This is a genomic window from Streptomyces sp. SLBN-118 (assembly GCF_006715635.1).
Taxonomy (GTDB): domain Bacteria; phylum Actinomycetota; class Actinomycetes; order Streptomycetales; family Streptomycetaceae; genus Streptomyces.
Map to the genome: position 1 here is coordinate 1,418,762 of NZ_VFNP01000001.1, position 19,836 is coordinate 1,438,597.

At 70.6% G+C, this 19,836-nt stretch carries 19 protein-coding genes and 1 pseudogene; 8 read left to right on the forward strand and 12 right to left on the reverse strand.

The window, feature by feature from the left end; genetic code table 11:
- Window positions 1-2: 2 nt before the first annotated feature.
- A pseudogene (locus FBY35_RS06485) lies at window positions 3-964 on the reverse strand (AraC family transcriptional regulator).
- A gap of 81 nt (window positions 965-1,045) precedes the next feature.
- On the opposite strand from FBY35_RS06485, the gene FBY35_RS06490 reads away from it, so the two are divergent.
- Complete coding sequence (locus FBY35_RS06490; RefSeq protein ID WP_142212860.1) at window positions 1,046-1,879, forward strand: NAD(P)H-binding protein; 834 nt, start codon at window positions 1,046-1,048, stop codon at window positions 1,877-1,879.
- Window positions 1,880-1,939: 60 nt separating this feature from the next.
- On the opposite strand, the gene FBY35_RS06495 is transcribed toward FBY35_RS06490, so the two are convergent.
- Window positions 1,940-2,245, reverse strand: coding sequence for a 4a-hydroxytetrahydrobiopterin dehydratase (locus FBY35_RS06495; RefSeq protein ID WP_142212861.1), 306 nt, complete (start codon window positions 2,243-2,245; stop codon window positions 1,940-1,942).
- Between the two features lie 134 nt (window positions 2,246-2,379).
- On the opposite strand from FBY35_RS06495, the gene FBY35_RS06500 reads away from it, so the two are divergent.
- Window positions 2,380-2,886 carry an FBP domain-containing protein gene (locus FBY35_RS06500; protein WP_142212862.1) on the forward strand — a complete coding sequence of 169 codons (507 nt, stop codon included), beginning with the start codon at window positions 2,380-2,382 and terminating at the stop codon, window positions 2,884-2,886.
- Window positions 2,887-2,900: 14 nt separating this feature from the next.
- Here the strand turns inward: FBY35_RS06500 and FBY35_RS06505 are convergent, their stop codons facing one another.
- Complete coding sequence (locus FBY35_RS06505) at window positions 2,901-4,442, reverse strand: ATP-dependent DNA ligase (RefSeq protein ID WP_142212863.1); 1,542 nt, start codon at window positions 4,440-4,442, stop codon at window positions 2,901-2,903.
- Window positions 4,443-4,678: 236 nt separating this feature from the next.
- Between FBY35_RS06505 and FBY35_RS06510 the strand changes: the two genes are divergently transcribed.
- Window positions 4,679-5,665 carry a helix-turn-helix domain-containing protein gene (locus FBY35_RS06510; RefSeq protein WP_142212864.1) on the forward strand — a complete coding sequence of 329 codons (987 nt, stop codon included), beginning with the start codon at window positions 4,679-4,681 and terminating at the stop codon, window positions 5,663-5,665.
- Between the two features lie 12 nt (window positions 5,666-5,677).
- Here FBY35_RS06510 and FBY35_RS06515 read toward each other — a convergent pair whose 3' ends face one another.
- Window positions 5,678-6,106, reverse strand: coding sequence for a hypothetical protein (locus FBY35_RS06515; RefSeq protein ID WP_142212865.1), 429 nt, complete (start codon window positions 6,104-6,106; stop codon window positions 5,678-5,680).
- Between the two features lie 335 nt (window positions 6,107-6,441).
- Here FBY35_RS06515 and FBY35_RS06520 point away from each other — a divergent pair, with 335 nt between their 5' ends.
- The gene (locus tag FBY35_RS06520; RefSeq protein ID WP_142212866.1) at window positions 6,442-7,506 is read left to right on the forward strand and encodes a phosphatidylinositol-specific phospholipase C domain-containing protein; all 1,065 of its coding nucleotides are present in this window, start codon (window positions 6,442-6,444) and stop codon (window positions 7,504-7,506) included.
- A gap of 58 nt (window positions 7,507-7,564) precedes the next feature.
- Here FBY35_RS06520 and FBY35_RS06525 read toward each other — a convergent pair whose 3' ends face one another.
- Window positions 7,565-8,302, reverse strand: a complete 738-nt coding sequence (locus tag FBY35_RS06525) for an RNA polymerase sigma factor (protein WP_142212867.1) — start codon at window positions 8,300-8,302, stop codon at window positions 7,565-7,567.
- A 155-nt stretch (window positions 8,303-8,457) separates the two neighbouring features.
- Here FBY35_RS06525 and FBY35_RS06530 point away from each other — a divergent pair, with 155 nt between their 5' ends.
- Entirely contained in the window at window positions 8,458-9,267 is an 810-nt protein-coding gene (locus FBY35_RS06530) for a helix-turn-helix domain-containing protein (RefSeq protein WP_142212868.1), read from the forward strand.
- On the opposite strand, the gene FBY35_RS06535 is transcribed toward FBY35_RS06530, so the two are convergent.
- The gene (locus FBY35_RS06535) at window positions 9,257-9,676 is read right to left on the reverse strand and encodes a hypothetical protein (RefSeq protein ID WP_142212869.1); all 420 of its coding nucleotides are present in this window, start codon (window positions 9,674-9,676) and stop codon (window positions 9,257-9,259) included. The genes FBY35_RS06530 and FBY35_RS06535 overlap by 11 nt on opposite strands.
- A gap of 309 nt (window positions 9,677-9,985) precedes the next feature.
- On the opposite strand from FBY35_RS06535, the gene FBY35_RS06540 reads away from it, so the two are divergent.
- Both FBY35_RS06540 and FBY35_RS06545 read left to right on the forward strand, forming a co-directional pair.
- On the forward strand, window positions 9,986-11,452 hold the full coding sequence (locus FBY35_RS06540) for a PHB depolymerase family esterase (protein WP_142212870.1): 1,467 nt from the start codon (window positions 9,986-9,988) through the stop codon (window positions 11,450-11,452).
- Window positions 11,453-11,524: 72 nt separating this feature from the next.
- Complete coding sequence (locus FBY35_RS06545; protein ID WP_142214932.1) at window positions 11,525-12,895, forward strand: 3-hydroxybutyrate oligomer hydrolase family protein; 1,371 nt, start codon at window positions 11,525-11,527, stop codon at window positions 12,893-12,895.
- 27 nt (window positions 12,896-12,922) lie between these two features.
- On the opposite strand, the gene FBY35_RS06550 is transcribed toward FBY35_RS06545, so the two are convergent.
- Window positions 12,923-13,282 (reverse strand): hypothetical protein, encoded by a 360-nt coding sequence (locus FBY35_RS06550; RefSeq protein WP_142212871.1) that lies wholly within the window; start codon window positions 13,280-13,282, stop codon window positions 12,923-12,925.
- A gap of 113 nt (window positions 13,283-13,395) precedes the next feature.
- Here FBY35_RS06550 and FBY35_RS06555 point away from each other — a divergent pair, with 113 nt between their 5' ends.
- Window positions 13,396-13,881, forward strand: coding sequence for a peroxiredoxin (locus FBY35_RS06555; RefSeq protein ID WP_142212872.1), 486 nt, complete (start codon window positions 13,396-13,398; stop codon window positions 13,879-13,881).
- Between the two features lie 48 nt (window positions 13,882-13,929).
- On the opposite strand, the gene FBY35_RS06560 is transcribed toward FBY35_RS06555, so the two are convergent.
- From FBY35_RS06560 to FBY35_RS06580, 5 genes are all read right to left on the reverse strand, one after another.
- Window positions 13,930-14,751 (reverse strand): hypothetical protein, encoded by an 822-nt coding sequence (locus tag FBY35_RS06560; protein WP_186356870.1) that lies wholly within the window; start codon window positions 14,749-14,751, stop codon window positions 13,930-13,932.
- On the reverse strand, window positions 14,751-16,022 hold the full coding sequence (locus FBY35_RS06565; RefSeq protein WP_142212874.1) for a VWA domain-containing protein: 1,272 nt from the start codon (window positions 16,020-16,022) through the stop codon (window positions 14,751-14,753). Before FBY35_RS06565 ends, FBY35_RS06560 begins: the two co-directional genes overlap by 1 nt.
- Before the next feature lie 152 nt (window positions 16,023-16,174).
- Window positions 16,175-17,215, reverse strand: coding sequence for a zinc-dependent alcohol dehydrogenase family protein (locus FBY35_RS06570; RefSeq protein WP_142212875.1), 1,041 nt, complete (start codon window positions 17,213-17,215; stop codon window positions 16,175-16,177).
- A 28-nt stretch (window positions 17,216-17,243) separates the two neighbouring features.
- Window positions 17,244-19,328, reverse strand: coding sequence for a phage holin family protein (locus FBY35_RS06575; RefSeq protein ID WP_142212876.1), 2,085 nt, complete (start codon window positions 19,326-19,328; stop codon window positions 17,244-17,246).
- A 91-nt stretch (window positions 19,329-19,419) separates the two neighbouring features.
- Entirely contained in the window at window positions 19,420-19,824 is a 405-nt protein-coding gene (locus FBY35_RS06580; RefSeq protein ID WP_142212877.1) for a hypothetical protein, read from the reverse strand.
- Window positions 19,825-19,836 lie beyond the last annotated feature (12 nt).

Sequence of the window (19,836 nt, forward strand, 5' to 3'; positions counted from 1 at the left end):
CGTCAGCGCGAGTCTTGTTGCCGTTCCGGCAAGGCCGCGCCGGTGCGGTGTTCCTGCGGGCTGATGCCGCGTACGCGCTTGAAGGCGGCGCTCAGCGCGAACGAGCCGCTGTAGCCGACATTTCTGGCCACCGCCTCGACCGTCGCGTCGGTGTCGCGGAGAAGATCCGCGCGAGCGCGAGCCGCCACCCCGTGAGGTACGCCATCGGCGGCTCCCCCACCAGATCGTTGAAGCGGCGGGCGAGCCCCGCCCTGGAGACCCCGCATGCGGCGGCCAGCGAAGCCACCGTCCACGGGTGCGCCGGGTCGTCCTGAAGCTGCCGCAGCGCCCGGCCCACCACCGGGTCGCCCATGGCCAGATACCAGGCGGGCGCCTCGGCGCCGGGGCGCGAGAACCAGGCCCGCACCATGGCGATCAGCACCAGATCCAGGATCCGGTCGAGCACCACGCTCTGGCCCGGCTCGTCCCGGGAGATCTCGTCGTCGAGCACCGGCATCAGCGGGCAGTCCCAGACGTCGGCGGGCAGATGGAGCAGCTCGGGCAGCGTGTCGAGCAGCCGCGCGCTGACCTCGCCCTTCATCTGGTACGTCCCGACCAGCATGGTGGCCGAGCCATGAGGGTCGTTGCCCCAGCTGCGCACGCCCAAGTGCATTGACTGCGCGAGAGGTTCGCCCTGGAGTGTGTGGCAGGTGCCGCCGGGACCGATCAGCGCCGTCGGTTCGCGGGTCAGCTGGTCCGCCGCGGTGTAGGGGCCCGGGCCACGGGCGATCGCGACATCGCCGGGACGCAAGCGCACCGGGTCACCGTCGTCCGGCACGATCCACGCCTCGCCCGCGGTCATGCACAGCAGGGAGAGCGGGGCCCGGTCCTCGATCCGTACGGACCACGGCGGCTCCATCACCATCCGCAGGAGGAAGGCTCCCCTGGCGCGCGGTCCGTCCAGAAGTCCCGCGAGAGCGTCCATGCCCCTCAGCGTAGACGGACGCATATGGCATTGAGCCTTTGGCGCATGGAGAGTCCAGGCGGCGGCCGCGAACCTTGAGGCATGACAGAGAACCTGAAGCAGGAAACGGTGTTGGTGACAGCGGCCACGGGCAAGACCGGCCGACGCGTGGCGGAGCGGCTGGCGGCGCGTGGTGTGAACGTGCGGGCCGGGTCGCGCAAGGGACCGGTCGTCTTCGACTGGGAGGACGAGTCGACCTGGGGACCGGCGCTGCGGGGCGCGGATGCGGCGTACGTCGCGTATTTCCCGGACCTCGCGGCCCCGGGCGCGCCCGGGGCGATGCGGGCCCTCGGCCGGGTGGCGGCCGAGAGCGGAGTGGGACGTCTGGTGCTGCTCTCCGGCCGCGGCGAGCCGGACGCGGTGGTCGCGGAGAGTGCGCTGCGGGAGTCGGGCGTGGACCTGACGGTCGTACGGGCCAGTTTCTTCGCCCAGAACTTCAGCGAGGGCGCGATGTACGAGGGGGTGCTCACCGGCGAGATCCCCTTCCCCGCGGGCGAGACCGCAGAGCCCTTCGTCGACGCGGACGACCTGGCGGACGTGGTGGTCGCCGCGCTCACCGAGGGCGGTCATGCCGGACGGATCCATGAGCTGACGGGTCCCCGGCTGCTCACCTTCGGCGAGGTGGCGGCGGAGATAGGCCGGGCATCGGGCCGCGAGGTGCGCTACGTCCCGGTGTCCGGGGTGCAGTACGCCGAGATGCTCCAGCAGTTCGGGTTCCCCGGACCGGAGTCGGAGTGGCTGTCGGAACTGTTCACGGTGCTGCTCGACGGGCACAACGCGTCGCTGACGGACGGGGTGCGCCGCGTGCTGGGCCGCGAGCCGAAGGACTTCGCGGACTTCGCGCGGGACGCGGCGGGCGGGGGTGCGTGGGCGTAAGGGCGGGGGCTCCTCCCCGCAGCCACGGGGGCAGGGCCGGGTGGCCCTGCCCCCCGGCCGTCAGCTCGCGCCGTGGCCCGCGGCGATCTCTTCCACCCGCTGGGCCAGCTCGAAGTCCTTTTCGGTGACCGCGCCGCCCGCGTCATGGCTGTTCACGGACAGGGACAGGGTGTTGTAGCCGAGCGTCAGATCCGAGTGGTGGTTCAGCTCCTCCTGGATCTGGGCGATGTGCACGACCATCGCGGTCGCCGCGAAATGCGTGGACAGGCGGTAGGCGCGGGCGATGCGGTCGCCCTCCTGGGACCAGCCGGGGAGCTCCCGCAGGCGGTCCTCGATCTCCTTCTGCGACAGCGGCTCTGTGGGCATGACCAGGATCCTTTCGGAAAACGGCTCAGGAAGCGGCTCGGGAAGCGCTCAAGGAGTCGGCTGAGGAAGCGGCGGCGATGTCGGCCACCATAATTGGGATGCCCGCCCGAAGGCGCTCTGTGTACGTTCCACCGGTGGAAACACTGACCGAAAAGCAGATACGCGGATCCTTCGTCAACTGTACGAAGGGCGAGGCGGCGCGCATGAAGCTGCCCGCCGATTTCGCCGAACTCCCCTGGGACGACCTCGACTTCCTCGGCTGGACCGATCCCGGCGCTCCCCTGCGCGCGCATATCGTCCTTCCCCGCGAGGACGGGCCGGTCGGCATCACCCTGCGCGTGCCTTCCACCGGACGGACCAGCGCCGTGAAGTCCAGCATGTGCCAGGTCTGCCTCACCGGGCATGCCTCGTCCGGCGTGACCCTCTTCGCCGCGCCCCTGGCCGGCGCGGCGGGCCGGGAGGGCAACACGGTGGGCTCGTATCTCTGCGCCGACCTCGCCTGCTCGCTCTACGTCCGCGGGCGGAAGCTGCCGAAGGTGCGCGGCGGCCTGCACGAGGAGACGCTCACCCTGGACGAACGGATCACCCGCACGGTCGACAACCTGACCGCCTTCGCCGACAAGGTGCAGGGCCTGCGCTGACAGCCGACCCGAGTTCAGGCTCGGGAATCCAGGACCTGTTCGATGGTGTCGGCCTGCTCGGCGGGCTTGTCGGGGCGGTGACGCAGTACGCGCGCGAAGCGCAGCGCGACGCCGGCCGGGTAGCGCGAGGAGCGCTGGACTCCGTCGTACGCGATCTCGACGACAAGCTCGGGACGAACGGTGACCGTGAACCCGTCGTCCGCGGTGGCCAGTTCGCCCAGCCGTTCCGTCTGCCAGCGCAGCATCTCGTCGGTGAGGCCTTTGAAGGTCTTGCCGAGCATGACGTACGCGCCGTCGGCGGCGCGTGCGCCGAGGTGGAGGTTGGACAGGAGTCCGGTGCGCCTGCCATGGCCCCGTTCGACGGCCAGGACGACGAGGTCGAGGGTGTGGACGGGCTTGACCTTGAGCCAGGAGCGGCCGCGGCGGCCTGCGGTGTAGGGCGCGTCGAGAGCTTTGACGAGGACGCCCTCGTGTCCGCGGCGCAGGGTCTCGGCGAAGAACTCCTCGGCGGCGGCGATCTGCCCCGCCTCCGCCGGGTCCTCGACGACCCTGCGCCGCACACGCATCGGCTCCTGTACGAGGCGGGAGAGCACAGCGTGCCGTTCGGCGCCGGTGAGGTCGAGCGTCGGCTCCCCGTCGGCGGCGAGCACATCGAAGAAGACGGGTGAGAGGGGGAGGGTGGCCCGGGCGGCGTCCACGTCGACGCGGGAGCCGACGCGGGAGGCGATGTCCTGGAAGGAGACGGGGCGTCCGCTGTTCGCGTCCAGGGCGATGAGCTCGCCGTCCAGGATGAACCGATCACCTGTCATGTCTCGTGCCGCGGAGGTGACTTCGGGGAGCCGGTCGGTGATGTCGTCCAGTGATCTGGTGTACACACGGATGTCCTCACCGGCGCGATGCACCTGAACCCGGATGCCGTCGAGCTTCTCCTCGACGACGCAGGCGGTCGTGAGGACCCGGACGGCCTCGGTGACCGACTTCGCCGTGTGGGCGAGCATCGGGAGGACGGGGGTACCGACGCGCAGCCGGAACCGCGCCAGGGCGGCCGGCCCGTCGGCCAGCAGGGCGCGGGCGACGCGGGGCAGCGATCCGTCGAGCATGACGGCCCGGCGCACGTCGGCGGCGGGCGCGGCGGCGGCTTTGGCGACAGCCTCCAGCGCGACCGCGTCGAGCGCGCCCTGGCGGACCTCGCCGATGAGCAGCCGCCTCAGAAACTCCTGTTCCCGGGCGGTGGCGGCGGCCATCAGCTCACGCACGAGGCGCTTGCGCTCGGCCTGTGACCCGAGCCCCGTGACACCGGCGAGCCGGGTCAGGGCGGCGTCGGTGTCCGACACGGTGAGGCTGGGAGTCCCGGCAGGAGGCACGGGTTCCTTGAGTACGCTCCAGCCGATCCCGATACGTCCCTGCGGGAGGCGTCCGGCGAGATAGGAGATGACGAGCCCGACGTCATCGGGCTCGGCCTCGGCGAACAGCCCAGCGAGCGCGGCGATCTTCCGCGAGCGGGCGGAGGTGGCGGCGACGTCGCGCGACGCGTCGGCGAGCCGTACGAGAAGCATGGGGCCATGGTCCCTCGCGGCAGGGGTGAGCGCACGCGCTGCCGCACACCGCTCGGCCCGCGGTCCGTCCGTCCGGCTGCTCCGGCTGCTTCGGCGCATCCCGATGGCGGGCAAAGGTCCGGCTGATCAGCGCCCCTGCCCTTCGGGGCGCGGCGTGCGGTGCACGCATCCGTTCATCAGACGCTTATCGGCGCCCTGTGTGATCTTCTGAGACCCACGATCCAGGGGGCGAACGCGTGCTGAACGAGATGGTTTTCCGCAGTGAGGACGTGCCGGCGGCGGACCGGTTGGACTACTGGGCCGAGCGTGTGGGGCAAACCCATGCTCCTGTGCGCATGAGCAGCGACCACGCCCACGACTTCCGGGCCACCCAGCGTGTGCTGGACCTCGGTGCCGTGTCGGTGTGGCCGGCCACGTTCCAGCAGCTGGTCATCCGGCGCACGCCGAAACTGATCCGTCAGTCCGATCCGGAGCTGTACCACCTCTCACTTGTCGTGGGCGGGACGGGGATTGGCAGGTGGGACGGCCACGAGGCCGTCTACCGGCCGTCCGACCTGCACATCAACGACACCTCGGTGCCGTGGGAGATCCGCACCGGCAGTGCCCCCGTCACGGCTGTGGGACTCGAGGTCCCCAAATCGCTGTTGGCACTCCCGCACGGCGTGACCGGCCGCACGATCCCACGGCGGGTACCGGCCGGGGCGGGGATCGGCGCGTTGCTGACGCAGTTCCTCACCCAGCTGATCGCGGACACCACCCCCTACCAGCCTTCCGACGGCGCTCGGCTGGGAACGGTCCTGACCGATCTGGTCGCCGCACTCTTCGCCCACACCCTCGAAGCCGAGAGCGTCCTCCCCCCGGACACCCACCGACGGACCCTCGTCCTGCGCATCAAGAACTTCATCCAGGAGCATCTGCACGACCCGCAGCTCACTCCGGCCGTGATCGCTGCGGCGCACCACATCTCCATCAGCTATCTGCACCGCCTCTTCGAGGACGAGGAGGCCACCGTCGCTGCCTGGATCCGTCTGCGGCGCCTGGAGGCCGCCCGCCGCGACCTCACCGATCCGGCACTGCAGTCCACCCCCATCCACGCCATCGCCGCCCGCTGGGGTTTCTTCCGCGCGGCCGACTTCAGCCGTGCGTTCCGCACTGCGTACAACCTTCCGCCGAAGGATTACCGGCACCACGCGATGAGTGGACCGAAGTCGACTCGCAGTTAGGGCCTGTCCGGGTCAGGAGCTGATGTCGTAGGCCTTGGAGCAGGCTGCCCGGGCGCCGTTGGTGACACACAGCTTCATGACGAAGGTGTGGTCCTCGGGCAGGTCGCCACCCTTGCACGTGCGGGAGGGTGAGGGCTTTCCCTTACTGCTGACGCTCCGGTTGGCGCTGATCCCTGCCGTCGCCCAGAAGCCGTCGCCGCGGTCGTCGGTGACACACAGGTTGTCGCCGGGCCCTCCGCCGGCGGGCGGGTCCTGGACCCACTCGGCGGTGGCGGCGTAATTACCGTCGATGTAGGCAGTGATCATACGGCCGTTGCCGTAGTAGAACGAAGAGAAGGTGATGCCGGCGGCGTTCGCGGGAGCGGCTCCTTGGATCAGGAGAGTTCCGGCGAGCATGGACCCGGCAGCGGCCAGGGTCCCCATACGGGCAGCCAAACGCATTGTCACGACTCCTTCCAGGCGGCTCGAGCCCTTGCTCGAACCGTGCGGAATCAATGATTTCGAAAAGGGAGGCGGGAGTCGTTAGCAGTCAGTCCACAGCCCACTTGGCAATGCGTCTACTTCCTCGGCTGCGGCTTCCAGTATTCGCGGGGGTGTACCCAGCACATCCACGGCCGCCAGGCCGCAGGAGCGAGGGAGGGGTTGGGGAACAGGCCCCCGCACACATCCGCCGCATCCGTAACGGCTGATCCACGTCTCCCCTCGGTTCACTCAACTCCCCTACCTTTACGTCGACTTGATCGCATCGACGCATTCGACACAAAGGCAGGGAAACCATGGGGAACCTCAAGCGCGCGGCCCTGACAACCACCGTCGCGGCCGGACTGTTCGCCTCCGCGCTGCTCGCGCCCGCGGAGGCGGCCACGCCCGGTTCGGTGGATCCGGGGCAGTTGCCCTACTCCTCCGCCACCTGGGTCGGCGTTCACAATGCCTACGAGAAGGCCAAGTACCCGTACTTCGCCGACGCACTCGACTCCGGCGCCGGGATGCTCGAACTCGACGTCTGGACCAACGTGTTCGGCCGGTCGTGGCGCGTGTCGCACAGCAACCCCCTTGGCAACAACAACAATTGCGAGAACGCCTCCAGCCCCGCCCAACTGCGCACCAGGGCCAGAAATCAGGACCTCGGCGGCTGTCTCTCGGACATGAAGGCATGGCACGACGCCCACCCCGGCCACCGGCCCATCCTCATCAAGGTGGAGATGAAGGACGGCTTCCAGAACAACAACGGCCGCGGCCCCGCCGCGCTCGACGCGCTGCTCTCCGCCCGGCTCGGCGACGCCCTGTTCCGCCCGGCCGATCTGGCGGGGGGTCTCCCGGATCTCGACACGGCGGTCAGGACGAACGGCTGGCCCGCCCGCTCGGCCATGGCGGGCAAGTTCGTGGTGGAGCTCATCCCCGGCACGGTCGAGGAGGGCAATCCTGCGGACTCACTGTGGACGGACCGCGAGTACGCGATGCATCTGCGCGCTCTCGCCGCCGCGGGACGCCTCCGGGATGCGGCCGCGTTCCCTGCTGTGCACGGCGCCGCCGCGGGTGATCCCCGTACCCGGTACGCCGACGCGGGTATCCGCCCTTGGTTCGTGCTTTTCGACGGCGACGCCGGTACGTACACGGGCGGGACCGTCGACACCTCGTGGTACGACCGGAACCACTACCTCGTCGTCATGACGGACGCACACAACGTGGCGCCGGCGATCGACGACACCAACCCGACCGAGACGCAGGCGCGGGACCGCGTCAATCTGCTGGCGGGCCGTTACGCGAGCGTCGCCTCGGCCGACTGGTACCCCCTGCCGTCGGTGCTCGCGACGGTGGTACCGAGGGGCAGCGGTCAGTGACGGAACGTTACGCCCTTCTTAGGCCTAACCCGCGGTAACAGGGAGCGGCCGGGATGGTTTATCGTTCACGCATGCGGGGAGACGAGAGTCGTCCCCACCCTGTGCCGCCCCGGCCGGAAACCCCCGTTCCGGCCGGGGCTTCCTTCTCGAGCACCAGCAACGCAGGTCCGACCAGCGCGGACAGACGGTCGTTCGCGCAGGTCAGCAGGTCCAGCCGGGCGCGACAATCCTCGCAGTCCTCCATGTGGAGGCACATCTCCCCGGCCTGCCTCGGCGACTCGGCCGCCTCCCCCACATGCGCGGGTATCCGCTTCCAGTGCCTCCCGCACCCGGGGTCGTCGGGTACCCCGGGGTGCGCGCGAAGAAATGCCTGCCGCATGCCCTCCTGCGCCCGGTGCAGCAGCACCGCCGTCGCTCCGTGTCCGGCGCCCACACGGTGTCCCACCACGTCAAGGGGGTGATCCTCGGCCTCGGCCAGCCAGAGCGCCTTGACCCAGCGCTCCGGCAGCTGTCGCAGGACGCGCGCGAGGAGCTCGACGTACGCGATCCGACGGTCCGGATCCCCGTCCGCGTCAGAAAGGTTACGCACAGTGGTCGCCAGATATGCGGGCACGTCGTCGACCGAGTACCCCGAGGACAGCTGCCGCCAGACCCGGAAGTGCGCCTCGGCGACGAGATCGTCGGCCACCCAGGGATTGCCGGTGAGGGAGCGTGCGTACGCGACGAGCTGTGGCTGCCGCCCTGAATACAGCCGCGCGTACTCGTCCGAGTCCAATGTCGCGGGACTCTCGGACATAAGGAGACTCCTGTCCCATTTGCTATGAATCCGAAGCTCCCGAGCGTAACCAGCGAGCCTCCGGCTTCATAATTTTGTGACGCAGGTCACATTGACCTAGATCGCCTCCGTATGGCCTTCGCGCGCCGCAGACGGGCCGTACTACGGTTTCGGGTATGACAACTGTCGCGTCCGGCACCGGAGTGGGCCCGCTGCTGCGTGGCTGGCGCGACCGGCGCCGGATCAGCCAGCTGGAACTGGCCCTGCGGGCCGACTCCTCCGCGCGGCACATCAGCTTCATCGAGACGGGACGCTCCCGCCCGAGCGAGGAGATGATCCTGCGCCTCGCGGAGCACCTCGACGTTCCCGTACGGGAGCGCAACGCCCTGCTCCTGGCGGCCGGTTACGCGCCCCGATTCACCGAGACGCCTCTCGACGATCCGTCGATGGGCGCACTGCGCGAGGGGATGGAGCGGCTGCTGACGGGCTACGAACCGTATCCGGCGATCGTCGTCGACGGCTCGTACACCGTCGTCGCCGCGAACCGGGGCATCGCGATGCTGCTGGAGGGGCTGCCGGAGCACCTGCTCACGCCGCCCCTCAACGCCATGCGGATCACGCTCCACCCCGAGGGCCTCGCCCCGCGGATCCGCAATCTCCGGGAGTGGCGCGCTCACCTGCTGGCCCAGATGGAACGGCAGATCGCACTGGTCCGCTCCGGGCCGCTGCGCGCGCTGTACGACGAGGTCGCCGCCTATCCCCTTCCGGGGACCGGCGCCGACCCCGAGGACGGTGAGGACCCGGTGCCCCATCCGTATTTCGCGCTTCCGCTGCAGATCGAGCACGAGGGGCGGGTGCTGTCCTTCGTCTCGTCCATCTCCACCTTCAACACTCCGATGGATGTGACCGTCGCCGAGCTGGCCATCGAGACCCTTCTCCCCGCGGATCCGGCGACGGCCAAGTATCTGCAGTCGCTCATGGAGTAGTGGCCGCGCGCAGCGCCGACCACTGCAGAGCGGCGAACCCGGCGACGGTCATGGCCTGCAAGGGGATCCAGACGACCCCTGCGGTCGTCGGGTCGAACCAGAGCGCGAGCGCGACGACGCTGACGACGGCCCACAGCAGATTGGCGTCGATGACGAGCTTCACGGGCAGCTGCGGGGGCCGGCTGCGCGCGGCCAGGTAGCCGACTCCGACCCCGAACAGGGCGAGGAAGACGCCCACTTCGAGGAGGAGGGCCGCGTCGACTCCGAGCAGCCGCCCGAGGGGGCCGGATGCCGCGGCGTATGCCAGCCCGTTCAGTCCGGTGACAACGGCGTCGAGAGTGAGGAACCGGCGCAGCATCGTCTGCGGCTCGGTGGTGCGGGAGATGCCGGCGAGCAGGGTGGCGGACATGGCGGATCAGCCTCCATCGAGGTCGTGGTTCGGGCTGGTCGGACCCGGAGCTCGCACGGAGCGCGCCGCGCGAGTTCCAGTGAGCCAAGGGTGGCGGGGTGGAGTGGGGGCCGTCGATTACACCGGAGGTAATGGGCCCCGCGCAGCGGCACCTACACGTGCACCGCACCCGCGTAGCACCCCACCCCCACCCCCGCAACAGTCCCCGCACCGCCGTCCCCGCATCGCCCTATGGGTCCCGTCACCATTCCTCCCCCACCGCCGCGTTCCTACTGTGGCCGCACCTCGGTACGCCTGCGGGAGGCCCTGATGCCGTTGCGTGAACGTCTGTCCAAGCCGGTCGGCCGTCTGGCCGCCGTCCTCGTGCTGCTCGTGGCCGCCCTGTGGCTCGCGCCGGCGCCCGATGCCCAGGCGGCCGTGCCTCTGGAGCGGGTGAGCAGCTTCGGCGACAATCCAGGCGCTCTGAACATGTACGTGTACCGGCCCGCGGGCCTGCCCGCGCACCCGGCGGTCGTGGTCGCGCTGCACGGCTGCACGCAGAGCGCCCAGGTCTACGCCGACAACTCCGGTCTCACGACCTTCGCCGACCGGCACGGCTTCCTGCTGGTCTTCGCCGAGACGACCTCCGCCAACAATGTGAGCAGCTGCTTCAACTGGTTCCAGACGGCCGACAACCGGCGCGGACAGGGCGAGGCCGCGTCCGTCCGCCAGATGGTCGCGTATGCGGAGAGTGCCTACGGCGGCGATGCGGCGCGTACGTATGTCACCGGCCTGTCGGCCGGTGGCGGCATGACCGCGGTGATGCTCGCCGCCTATCCGGACGTTTTCGAGGCGGGCGCGGTGGTCGCGGGGCTGCCGTACGACTGCACCAGGGACATGGGTGCCCTCACCTGTATGGACCCGGGTGCGGACCGTACGCCTGAGGTGTGGGCACAGCGGGTGCGGGACGCCTATCCCTCGTACTCCGGGCCCCGGCCGCGGGTGGCGATCTGGCACGGCGACAACGACCCGAAGGTAGTGCCGAGGAACGCCGATGAGCTGAGGGACCAGTGGACCGCGGTGCACGGTGTGGACCAGAGCCCGGACCGTACGTCCACGATCGGGCCGAATCAGACGCGCCGGGAGCAGTATCTTGCGGCGGACGGCAGCGGCACGGTCGTCGTCGAGGTCGACCGGGTGCCCGCGATCGGTCACGGGACACCCGTGGATCCGGGCAGCGGGCCTCAGCAGTGCGGGCAGACCGGTACCGCGAACTTCATCGACTCGATCTGCTCCGGCTACTGGATCACCGAGTTCTTCGGCCTCTCCACGACGAGTCCGGGCCCCGGCAGTCTCCCGGCTCCGTCCGGGCTCGCGGCGACAGGTGTCACGGACACGTCGATCTCCTTGACATGGACGGCAGTTGAAGGAGCCGCGGGTTACGCGGTGTACCGGGACGGGACGCGTGTCGCCACCCCGCCGGCCGCGGCTCTCACCGACACGGGTCTGGCCCCGGGCACTGCCCACGGCTACAGCGTGGCCGCCCGCGACGCCGCGGGAATTGAGGGCGCCCGCTCCGGCACGGTCACAGCCACCACCGCCGGAGGGGCGAAGGCGACCTGCTGGACCACCGACAACTACCGCCAGGTGCAGGCGGGGCGGGCCACCACCGACGGCAGCCAGGCGTACGCCAAGGGCTCCCAACAGAACATGGGCCTCTACAACACCTTCGTCACACACACGCTCAAGGAATCCCCCGTCGGCCACTACGTCGTCGCCGACGGCAACTGCCCCTGACGCCACAGTCCGTACGCCACAGGAGGTCTCTCCGTGCCCCTGCCCCTCGCCGTTCCCTACGCGGCGGCGCTCATGCTCTCGGTCGCCGCGCTCCCGGCCGTCGCCCAGCAGCCGGACACATCGCCGTCCGGCCACTGCACCCGGATCGCCCGCCTGCATGTGCCGGGCGCCGAGCACCAAGCGGTCTCCTGTCTCGACGAGTTGACGACCGCAGGGACGGTCGTGTCCGGTCACACGGACAGGGCCGACTGGGCCGGGCTGACCCCGGCGGGCCTTGCCACGCCCACCGGTGTGCCGGGCATCCAGATCGACGGCTACTTCTCCGACACGTCCGCCGGCAATACCAACCACGGCTGGCAGCACGACGCGCAGTTCGTCGTCCGGCTGCCCGACCGCTGGAACGGCGGACTGGTCGTCGCGGGCTCTCCCGGCGTGCGCGAGCAGTACGCCAACGACCGTGCCATCGGCGACTGGGTCCTCGCCCGCGGCTATGCGTTCGCCGCGACCGACAAGGGCAACACCGGGGCCGCCTTCTACCGCGACGGCGAGGCGCCCGGCGAGGCGATCGCCGAATGGAACGACCGGGTCACCGAGTTGACCAGGGCCGCACGCGCCGTCGTCGCCCAGCGCTACCACCGCCCGCCGTCCCGCACCCTCGCCACAGGCATGTCCAACGGCGGCTATCTGGTGCGCTGGCAGCTGGAGAACCATCCGGAGCTGTACGACGGCGGTGTCGACTGGGAGGGGACGCTCTGGCGGGCGAGCGGACCCAATCTGCTGACCTTTCTGCCGCCCGCGCTGCGCCATTATCCGGTGTATGCCGCGGGCGGACCAGGCGCGGACGAGGCGCACCGTGCCATGATTGCCGCCGGGTATCCGGTGGGGTCGGAGGTCTTGTGGCCGTTCCACCATCAGTACTACTGGGATCTGACCCAGCGGATCTACCGCGAGGAGCTGGACCCGGGCTACGACGGGTCAACCGAGGCGGGCACCCCGTACTGTGCGCCCGGCACGCCCGCGTGCGACGCGGACTATGTGTACGCCGCCCGGCCCCCGGAGGTCCGCCGTGCCGTCAACGCGATCGGACTGACAGGCCGGATCGGAAAGCCGCTGATCACCCTGCACGGCACTCTCGATGTCCTGCTTCCCATCGGCCGGGACTCCGATGTGTACGCCCGGATGGTGCGCAACGCCGGCCGCGGCGGGCTGCTGCGCTACTACCGGATCGAGGGCGGCACGCATGTCGACTCGCTGTACGACGTGTTTCCGGGCAGACTCCGGCCGTTGACGCCCTGCCACCGCTCGGCATTCACGGCGCTGGAGGCGTGGATCGGACACGGCAGGGCGCCCGCGCCGAGCCGGACCGTGCCTCGCCCAGAAGGTGCCGGTCCGGGCCTGCTGCTCGAAGAGTGTTCCCTCACGGGTAAAGACACCGGACTCTGAGCAATCCCGGGCCTGGCCGGCGCCGAATCACAGTCGCGTGGCGGGGCACCGGTCGGCGGTGCGCCGGACCGGGTTCTGGGGGCGCAGGTGCGAGCGACCGTACGGGTACGTGTATTGGCGGTGGACGGGCCGCAGGTATGGCTCGCCGTGAGCGGCCGGCTGGCCCGGTCCACCGCTCCGATGCTGGCTCAGGCGCTGCGCCTGCGGGAGGCCGAGGGCTTCACCGTTCTGTTCATGGATGTCGCAACGCTCGCCGACGACCGGGAGCTGACGCTCCAGGAGATCCGCGACGTGTTCCCCCGCGGCAGGCGGCTGACTCTCCACATCATCGGTTGTGCCGATGACCTTGGATTGCAACCCGGCCACGATCGCCGGTTCGTCTTCCATCCGGGACCCGCTTCGGCGTGGACTGTGTGGGTACGCGGCCCTTCGACGACGCCATCGGCGAAGGGCCGGGCAGCACGCCCGTCCGTCCAGCCCCCTCAGCCGCAGGAGTTCCCTTGGCAGCATCACCTGAACACGGCCAGTCCGTCGCCGACTTCACCCTCCCCGGCGGGATTCTGGTCGACGACGTCTTCGAGCGACGCGACTTCACGCTGAGCGAGCAGCGGGGCCGTCCGCTGGTCATCGCGTTCTATCCCGGCGACGACACCACCGTCTGCACCAAGCAGCTGTGCTCGTACTCCAGTGGTCTGGAGACGTTCACGGACTGCGGGGCCGAGGTCTGGGCGGTCAGCCCGCAAAGTGTCGACAGCCATGAGGCGTTCGCCCGCAAGTACGGGCTGCGGATGCCGTTGCTCGCCGACACCGACAGGGCCGTCTCGCGGGCCTTCGGTATCGCGGCGCCGGGCATCGGTCTGCGGCGTGCCGTCTTCGTCATAGCGGCCGACGGGACGCTGCACTGGAAGCATGTGGCTCTGTTCGGGGCGACGTTCCAGTCGAAGGAGACGCTGGCCCGACAGCTCGCGGCGCTCCAGGACGCGTGATGTGCACGGCGCGGTGGCCACGGGATCGCGCCGTGGCCACCGCCCTGTTCAGCCCGCCGGTGGTACGCGCGAGGGGCGTCCGGATCCCCGGGTGAGGGAGTAGCCGCCGATGGCCGCCAGCGCGCCGAGCAGGCCCCCTGCCGCGGTCCAGAGCCAGCGGTCCGACCACCATCCCGCCGTCCAGCCGCCGTCCGGCTCGCCGAGTGTGGCCGCCGCCGGCTTCGGCGCGCTCCCTGCGTCCCGCACACGGGTGGCCGTGCCGGGGACCAGCGGGGCGGAGAGCGAACCGTCGCCCGCGTACGCGCCGCCCGCGTCGACCGATGTGGCCTCGACCTCTGCCTTCACCGGCAGGCCGAGGTCCTCCTCGGGCAGATCGGTGACCGTCAGCCGGATGTAATAGCTGCCCGGCAACGGGTCGTTGTCCCACGGCTCGGCCCAGGAGCGGACCGTACGCAGGGTGCAGGACAGTTCGACCGACGCCGCCTCCTTGGCCGCGCCCCTGCTCTGCATGCCGTACATGCAGGACTGGCGCCTGCGCAGTCCGTCGTACACATCGAGCCGCCACGTCGAGGCGCCGTGCCGGGCCGCCGGCTCGGGCAGCGTGATCGTGGCCCTCACCGTGGTCCGGCTGCCCGCGTCGGCAGGGAACACCCAGTACAGGTAGTCTCCCTCGGACGCCTCGGCGGTGGCTTTCTGCCCCTGCTCGACGGCGGTCGCGTCACGGAAGCCGGTGCCGGCCTCGGTCGGTCCGGCCTTGTCCCCGCTCGTGCCGGGGCTGGGCTTCGGATCGTCCGCCACGGCTGAGCCGGCGGTGCCGGTCAGCGCGGCGGCAGCCAGCAGCGCGGTCGTCAACACATGTGCGATACGCATCAGTTGGTCCTCCATACGGCGATGCGCCAGCGTGAGATCCAGCCCCACAGCAGACCGGCCACCAGGCCGGTGAGCACCAGGACGGCAAGCAGCCACCAGCCACGGCCGAGACCGAAGGCGGCGACGTCGGCCGCCTCGTCGGGCGCGTCCACGACGTCGACCGTGAGCTCGACGGGCATCCCGGGCTCCGTCTTCACCGACGCGGGCGCCGAGAAGGAGTTGCTGACCTGGAGGCAGACGGTCTCCGACGCGGGCTTCACCCCGTCGGAGTCCGCCGGCTCGGCCTTCGGATAGCGCAGCCCGGTGGAAATCACATCGGTGCGTCCGTCGCCCGCCTCCGAGCCGCGGACGATCTCGCGGCCGTGGACGGTAACAGCCCGCAGCAGCACCCCGTAGTCGTTGTTGACGGCCCGGTCGGCCGCGACGCTCACCGAGGCGCGCAACTCCTGGCCGGGCAGGACGTCCACGCGGTACCAGCGGTGCTCGCCGAACTTCTCGCGGTCGCTGTAGAAACCGGCCTTGAGCTGCGGGGCCTTCGCGCACTCCGCCGCGCCCTCGGTGGCCACCGGCGTGATCACCGGCTCGGCGGCCCGGTCCACCAACTGGCTCACCCTGCCGGAGAGTTCGTCGGTGTGCTGCACGGAGGTGTACGTACCGCCGGTGGCCTCGGCGATGCAGGTGAGCTGGCTACGGGTCTTGGCGTCCGGAACAAGGCCCAGCGTGTCGATGACGAGATGGATCCCCTTGGCGGCGATGTCGCGGGCGACCTCGCACGGATCGAGCGGGGCGCAGGTGTCCTCGCCGTCCGTGATGAGGACGATCCGCCGGGTCGCGTCACCGCCCTTGAGGTCCTCGGCCGCGCCCAGCAGGGCGGGACCGATCGGGGTCCAGCCGGTGGGGGCGAGGGTCGCCACGGCGGTCTTCGCCTCGGTCCGGTCCAGCGGCCCGACGGGGTAGAGCTGCTTTGTGTCCTTGCAGCCGACCTTCCTGTCCTTGCCGGGGTAGTTGGCACCGAGGGTGCGTATGCCGAGCTCGACCTCGCCCGGAACCGCGTCGAGGACCTCGTTGAACGCCTGCTTGGCGGCGGACATCCGGGTCTGGCCGTCGATGTCCCGCGCGCGCATCGAGCCGCTGACGTCGAGGACGAGCTCGACCTTGGGGGAAGGCGGCTTGGCTGCCGGTTCGTCGGCGGCGGCGGGTGGGGGGAGGGCGACGGCCAGGGCGGCGAGCAGGCCGCACATGGCGGCCGCCAGCCGATTTCTTGTGATCATCACCGGATGGTATTGATGATCGCGCGGCGATCCAAAACGGGGCGGTGGCGGGGTGGTTGGCGGCGCGGGACTCCCGATGGGGCTCCGCCCAGACCCCGCGCCTCGAACTCCCCCGGACTTCGTCCGGGGGGACCCCCACGGGGCGGAAGTCCCTACCGCCCGGGCGGGACTATCACCGTCACCCCGGTCCCCGACCCCCCTCCGAGCGCCGCCAACGCCCCTGGCGCCTCCGTGAGGCCGATCGTCCTCGTCACCAGCATGCCCGGCCGCAGTGCCCCCGACGCCACCATCGCCATCATCTCGGGGTACGCGTGCGCCGCCATGCCGTGGCTCCCGAGGATCTCCAGCTCCAGCGGGACGATCCGGTCCATCGGCAGGTGGACGCCCTGGGGCAGCAGGCCGACCTGGACATGGCGGCCATGACGGCGCAGGCTCTGGACGGAACTGACACAGGTGACCGGCGCGCCCAGCGCGTCCAGTGACAGATGCGCACCCCCGCCGGCAACGGAGCGGACCGCATCGGCGACGCCCGCGCCGGCAGCCGACGCATCCACGCACACCTGCGCGCCGACAGTCCGCGCGAGCTCCAGCGCGTCCGGCGAGACGTCGACCGCGACGACCCTCGCCCCGCAGGCCGCCGCGATCATCACCGCGGACAGGCCGACGCCGCCGCAGCCGTGCACGGCGACCCACTCCCCCGGCCGCACCCTGCCCTGCGCCACCACCGCGCGGAAGGCGGTCGCGAACCGGCAGCCCAGGCTCGCGGCCGTACTGAAGGACATCGCATCGGGCAGGGCGACCAGATTGGTGTCGGCGTGGTGGACGGGCACGTACTCGGCGAAGGACCCCCAGTGGGTGAAGCCGGGTTGCTCCTGGCGCTCGCACACCTGCTGGGCACCGCGCGCGCACGCCGCGCACCGGCCGCAGGCGCAGATGAACGGCACGGTGACGCGGTCGCCGGGGCGCCAGTTGACGACGCCTTCGCCCACCGATTCGATGACACCTGCCAGTTCGTGCCCGGGGACGTGCGGGAGGGTGATGTCGGAGTCGTGGCCCATCCAGCCGTGCCAGTCGCTGCGGCACAGCCCGGTCGCCTCGACCCTGATCACCGCGCCGCCGGGTGCCGCCACGGGATCGGGCACCTCGCGTACGTCGAGCGGCTTGCCGAACTCCTCGAACATCACAGCACGCAAGGGGCACACTCCCGGTCCGCCGGACTTCCTACGGCGTCAACGTATCCGGAGGTGAGGCTTCTGCGGCAGGCCCGATCGGCGCCTGCGGCCCATTGCACTCGCGCAGCCAGCGCCGCAGCACGCGGTGCACACGCTCGGCGCCGACCAGTTCGGCGCCGGGTTCGACGGGCGCCGACAGGTCCAGCGGCGACAGCAGGAAGGGCTCGGACTGTTCGCCGCCGAGCCCGCCGTGCGAGCCGATCTGTTCCTCGAAGGCGTGCACGGTGCCCGTCTTCGGGTCGTACATCGAGTTGACCATGATGTCGGCGACGTGCGGGAAGGAGTCGGTGCGCCGTACGGCCTCCGCGGCGCCGGGGCCGAAGACATCCAGCGGGCCGTTGTCGGCCAGCGCTCCGACGGGTACCTCGGCGCCGTCGGGGCCGAGAACCAGGGAGCCGTACTCCTCGCTGCGTACCAGCAGGAAGCCGATGCCCGGATGGCTGGCGAGCGTCCGGAGCAGCGCCGGGTGGCGGCGCTCGATCTGCTCGCGGCTGAGGCGCTCCTTCGTGTCGGGGAAGGAGATCAGCGCGAGGTTGCCGGAGGCGAGCACGATCGGGTCCGAGCCTGCCTGCGGATGCTCGTCCGCTTCTTCGGCGCGCCTTCGATGCAGCGCCGTGCGCAGGGCGACGCCCGCGGCGTCGCGTGCCTCCGCACCGCTCTTGGAGCGTTCGGCCCGGCGCGGGACGGGCAGTCCGCACCCGGCGCGCACAAGATCCTTGAGGGTGAGTCCGTAGACGCTCTCGAAGGTCTCTCCGGGGCTCTGGCCGTGGTCGGACAGCAGCACGATCCGGTAGGTGCGCGGCGCGTGTTCTGCGACCTTGGCGATCAGCGCGATCGACCGGTCGAGGCGTTCGAGGACCTGCGAGGCGTCCTTGCTGTGGGGCCCGGAGTGGTGTGCCACCTCGTCGTACGCGACGAGGTCGGCGTAGACGGCGGAGCGTCCGGCGAGCATGTCCCCCATCACCGCGGCGACCACCACATCGCGCTCGATGACCGTCGCGAACGCCCGGATGAAGGGGTAGAGCCCGCCGCGCCCCACCCGCGGCCGGTCGCCGCGCAGGCGTGCCCGCGTCGACTGCCCGGTCTCACGGGCGACTTCGGCGACGAAGGACAGCGCGGTACGCACGGCATTGGCGGGGTCGGAGAAGTACGCGAAGTAGCCCGCCCTAGAGCGGTTGGCCTTGCCTCGTCTGGCGGCCACGGACAGGACGAGCGCGAGCTGGTCGGCTCCGCCGCTGAACAGGTTGCCGCGGCTCGCGCCGTCGACGGTGAGCAGTCCGCCGTCGCCGGAGCGCTCGACGGCGCGGCGCTGGAGTTCGACGGCGCTCGCGGGCCGGTTGCTGACCATGACCCGGCCGCTGTCCTTCTCGTACCAGCGGAAGGCGGGGACGTCATGATTGGAGCCGTGGAGGATGCCGAGCTGGCTGGCGCCGGTCTGGCTGGACCAGTCGGTGCGCCAGGCGCTGAGCCGGTGGGTGGCGCCGATCCACCCGGCGACGGTCGGCATGACGCCGTCGTCGGCCGCGTTCCGCAGGACCTCGTGTCCGACCCCGTCGAGCTGAAGGAAGACAATGCCGGGCGGCTGAGGGGGCCCTTCGTCCTCGCCGCGTCTTCGTCTTCGCCGGTCCGCGAGCCGGGAGAGCCGACGACGGTAGGCGTTGTCGTCGCGGACGGCGAGCGCGGTGGAGGTGGCGGACGCGACGGCGGACATCACGGCGGCGACGACGACCGCGGTCTCCGGATCGGCCGCGCCGCGCCCGTCGGGGATCAGCCAGAGCGCGATCAGCAGCAGCGAGCCGTTGAGGAAGAACACCAACAGGCCGAGTATCAGGGCCGGTACGAGCAGCAGCGCACGAACGACGACCGGCCAGACCAGCGCGGTCAGCAGACCGAAGGCGCCCGCGCCCCAGGCCGCGGTGACGGCGGTCCTGGTGATGGAGTCCCCGTCGCCGGACTGCAGCTGGAAGTCGGGCAGCAGCCCGGCGAGCGCCAGCATCGTCAGCGTGGACACCGCCCACACCACGATCACCCGCACCAGGGCTCTGCCGGCCGTACGCCATCGCCCTTCGCCCACGTCGCCTTCACCTCACCCCTGGATCAGGTCTCCAGCCTGGCACAGGGGCGCAGCTTGTCCGGCCGGATGTCCTGCGGGCCTGGCGGTGTGGTCAGCAGCCGTTGTAACCGGCGGTCGGCATGGAGAGCCTGCGATGCACATTGGCCTTCATCGCAGCGTCGTAGACGGGCTCGTCGAGGTTCGCCGTCTCCAGCGGTACGCCTCTGCGTTCACACTCGGCGACGAAGTCCGGCAACGACGTCACGGCGTGGGCGAGCACCCGCTCGTTGGGCGCCAGGAACAGATCGGCGCTGCCCGTGCCGATGTCCCTCCACAGCGCGCAGTGGTCGGGGCGCAGTCCGTAGCAGAGGAGCTGCCGGGTGACGACATAGCCCTTTTCGGAGGCCCAGCGGGCGCACATGGCGTGCTGGCTGCGGGTGTCGACCAGAAAGGGATCGCGGTCCAGCTCTTCTAGGGGGGTCAAGCTGGCGATGGCCGCCACTCGTAAGCCGTCCATGGAAGATCCCTC

What these genes read in the sequence shown, in the direction of transcription:
- FBY35_RS06515 (WP_142212865.1), bottom strand. Translation starts at nt 6,106, where the DNA reads ATGCGTTTGGCTGCCCGTATGGGGACCCTGGCCGCTGCCGGGTCCATG.
- FBY35_RS06560 (WP_186356870.1), bottom strand. Translation starts at nt 14,751, where the DNA reads ATGCGTATCGCACATGTGTTGACGACCGCGCTGCTGGCTGCCGCCGCG.
- FBY35_RS06525 (WP_142212867.1), bottom strand. Translation starts at nt 8,302, where the DNA reads ATGTCCGAGAGTCCCGCGACATTGGACTCGGACGAGTACGCGCGGCTG.
- FBY35_RS06550 (WP_142212871.1), bottom strand. Translation starts at nt 13,282, where the DNA reads ATGGAAGACGAACCGGCGATCGTGGCCGGGTTGCAATCCAAGGTCATC.
- FBY35_RS06505 (WP_142212863.1), bottom strand. Translation starts at nt 4,442, where the DNA reads ATGCTTCTCGTACGGCTCGCCGACGCGTCGCGCGACGTCGCCGCCACC.
- FBY35_RS06580 (WP_142212877.1), bottom strand. Translation starts at nt 19,824, where the DNA reads ATGGACGGCTTACGAGTGGCGGCCATCGCCAGCTTGACCCCCCTAGAA.
- FBY35_RS06490 (WP_142212860.1), top strand. Translation starts at nt 1,046, where the DNA reads ATGACAGAGAACCTGAAGCAGGAAACGGTGTTGGTGACAGCGGCCACG.
- FBY35_RS06520 (WP_142212866.1), top strand. Translation starts at nt 6,442, where the DNA reads ATGGGGAACCTCAAGCGCGCGGCCCTGACAACCACCGTCGCGGCCGGA.
- FBY35_RS06535 (WP_142212869.1), bottom strand. Translation starts at nt 9,676, where the DNA reads ATGTCCGCCACCCTGCTCGCCGGCATCTCCCGCACCACCGAGCCGCAG.
- FBY35_RS06540 (WP_142212870.1), top strand. Translation starts at nt 9,986, where the DNA reads ATGCCGTTGCGTGAACGTCTGTCCAAGCCGGTCGGCCGTCTGGCCGCC.
- FBY35_RS06530 (WP_142212868.1), top strand. Translation starts at nt 8,458, where the DNA reads ATGACAACTGTCGCGTCCGGCACCGGAGTGGGCCCGCTGCTGCGTGGC.
- FBY35_RS06495 (WP_142212861.1), bottom strand. Translation starts at nt 2,245, where the DNA reads ATGCCCACAGAGCCGCTGTCGCAGAAGGAGATCGAGGACCGCCTGCGG.
- FBY35_RS06545 (WP_142214932.1), top strand. Translation starts at nt 11,525, where the DNA reads ATGCTCTCGGTCGCCGCGCTCCCGGCCGTCGCCCAGCAGCCGGACACA.
- FBY35_RS06565 (WP_142212874.1), bottom strand. Translation starts at nt 16,022, where the DNA reads ATGATCACAAGAAATCGGCTGGCGGCCGCCATGTGCGGCCTGCTCGCC.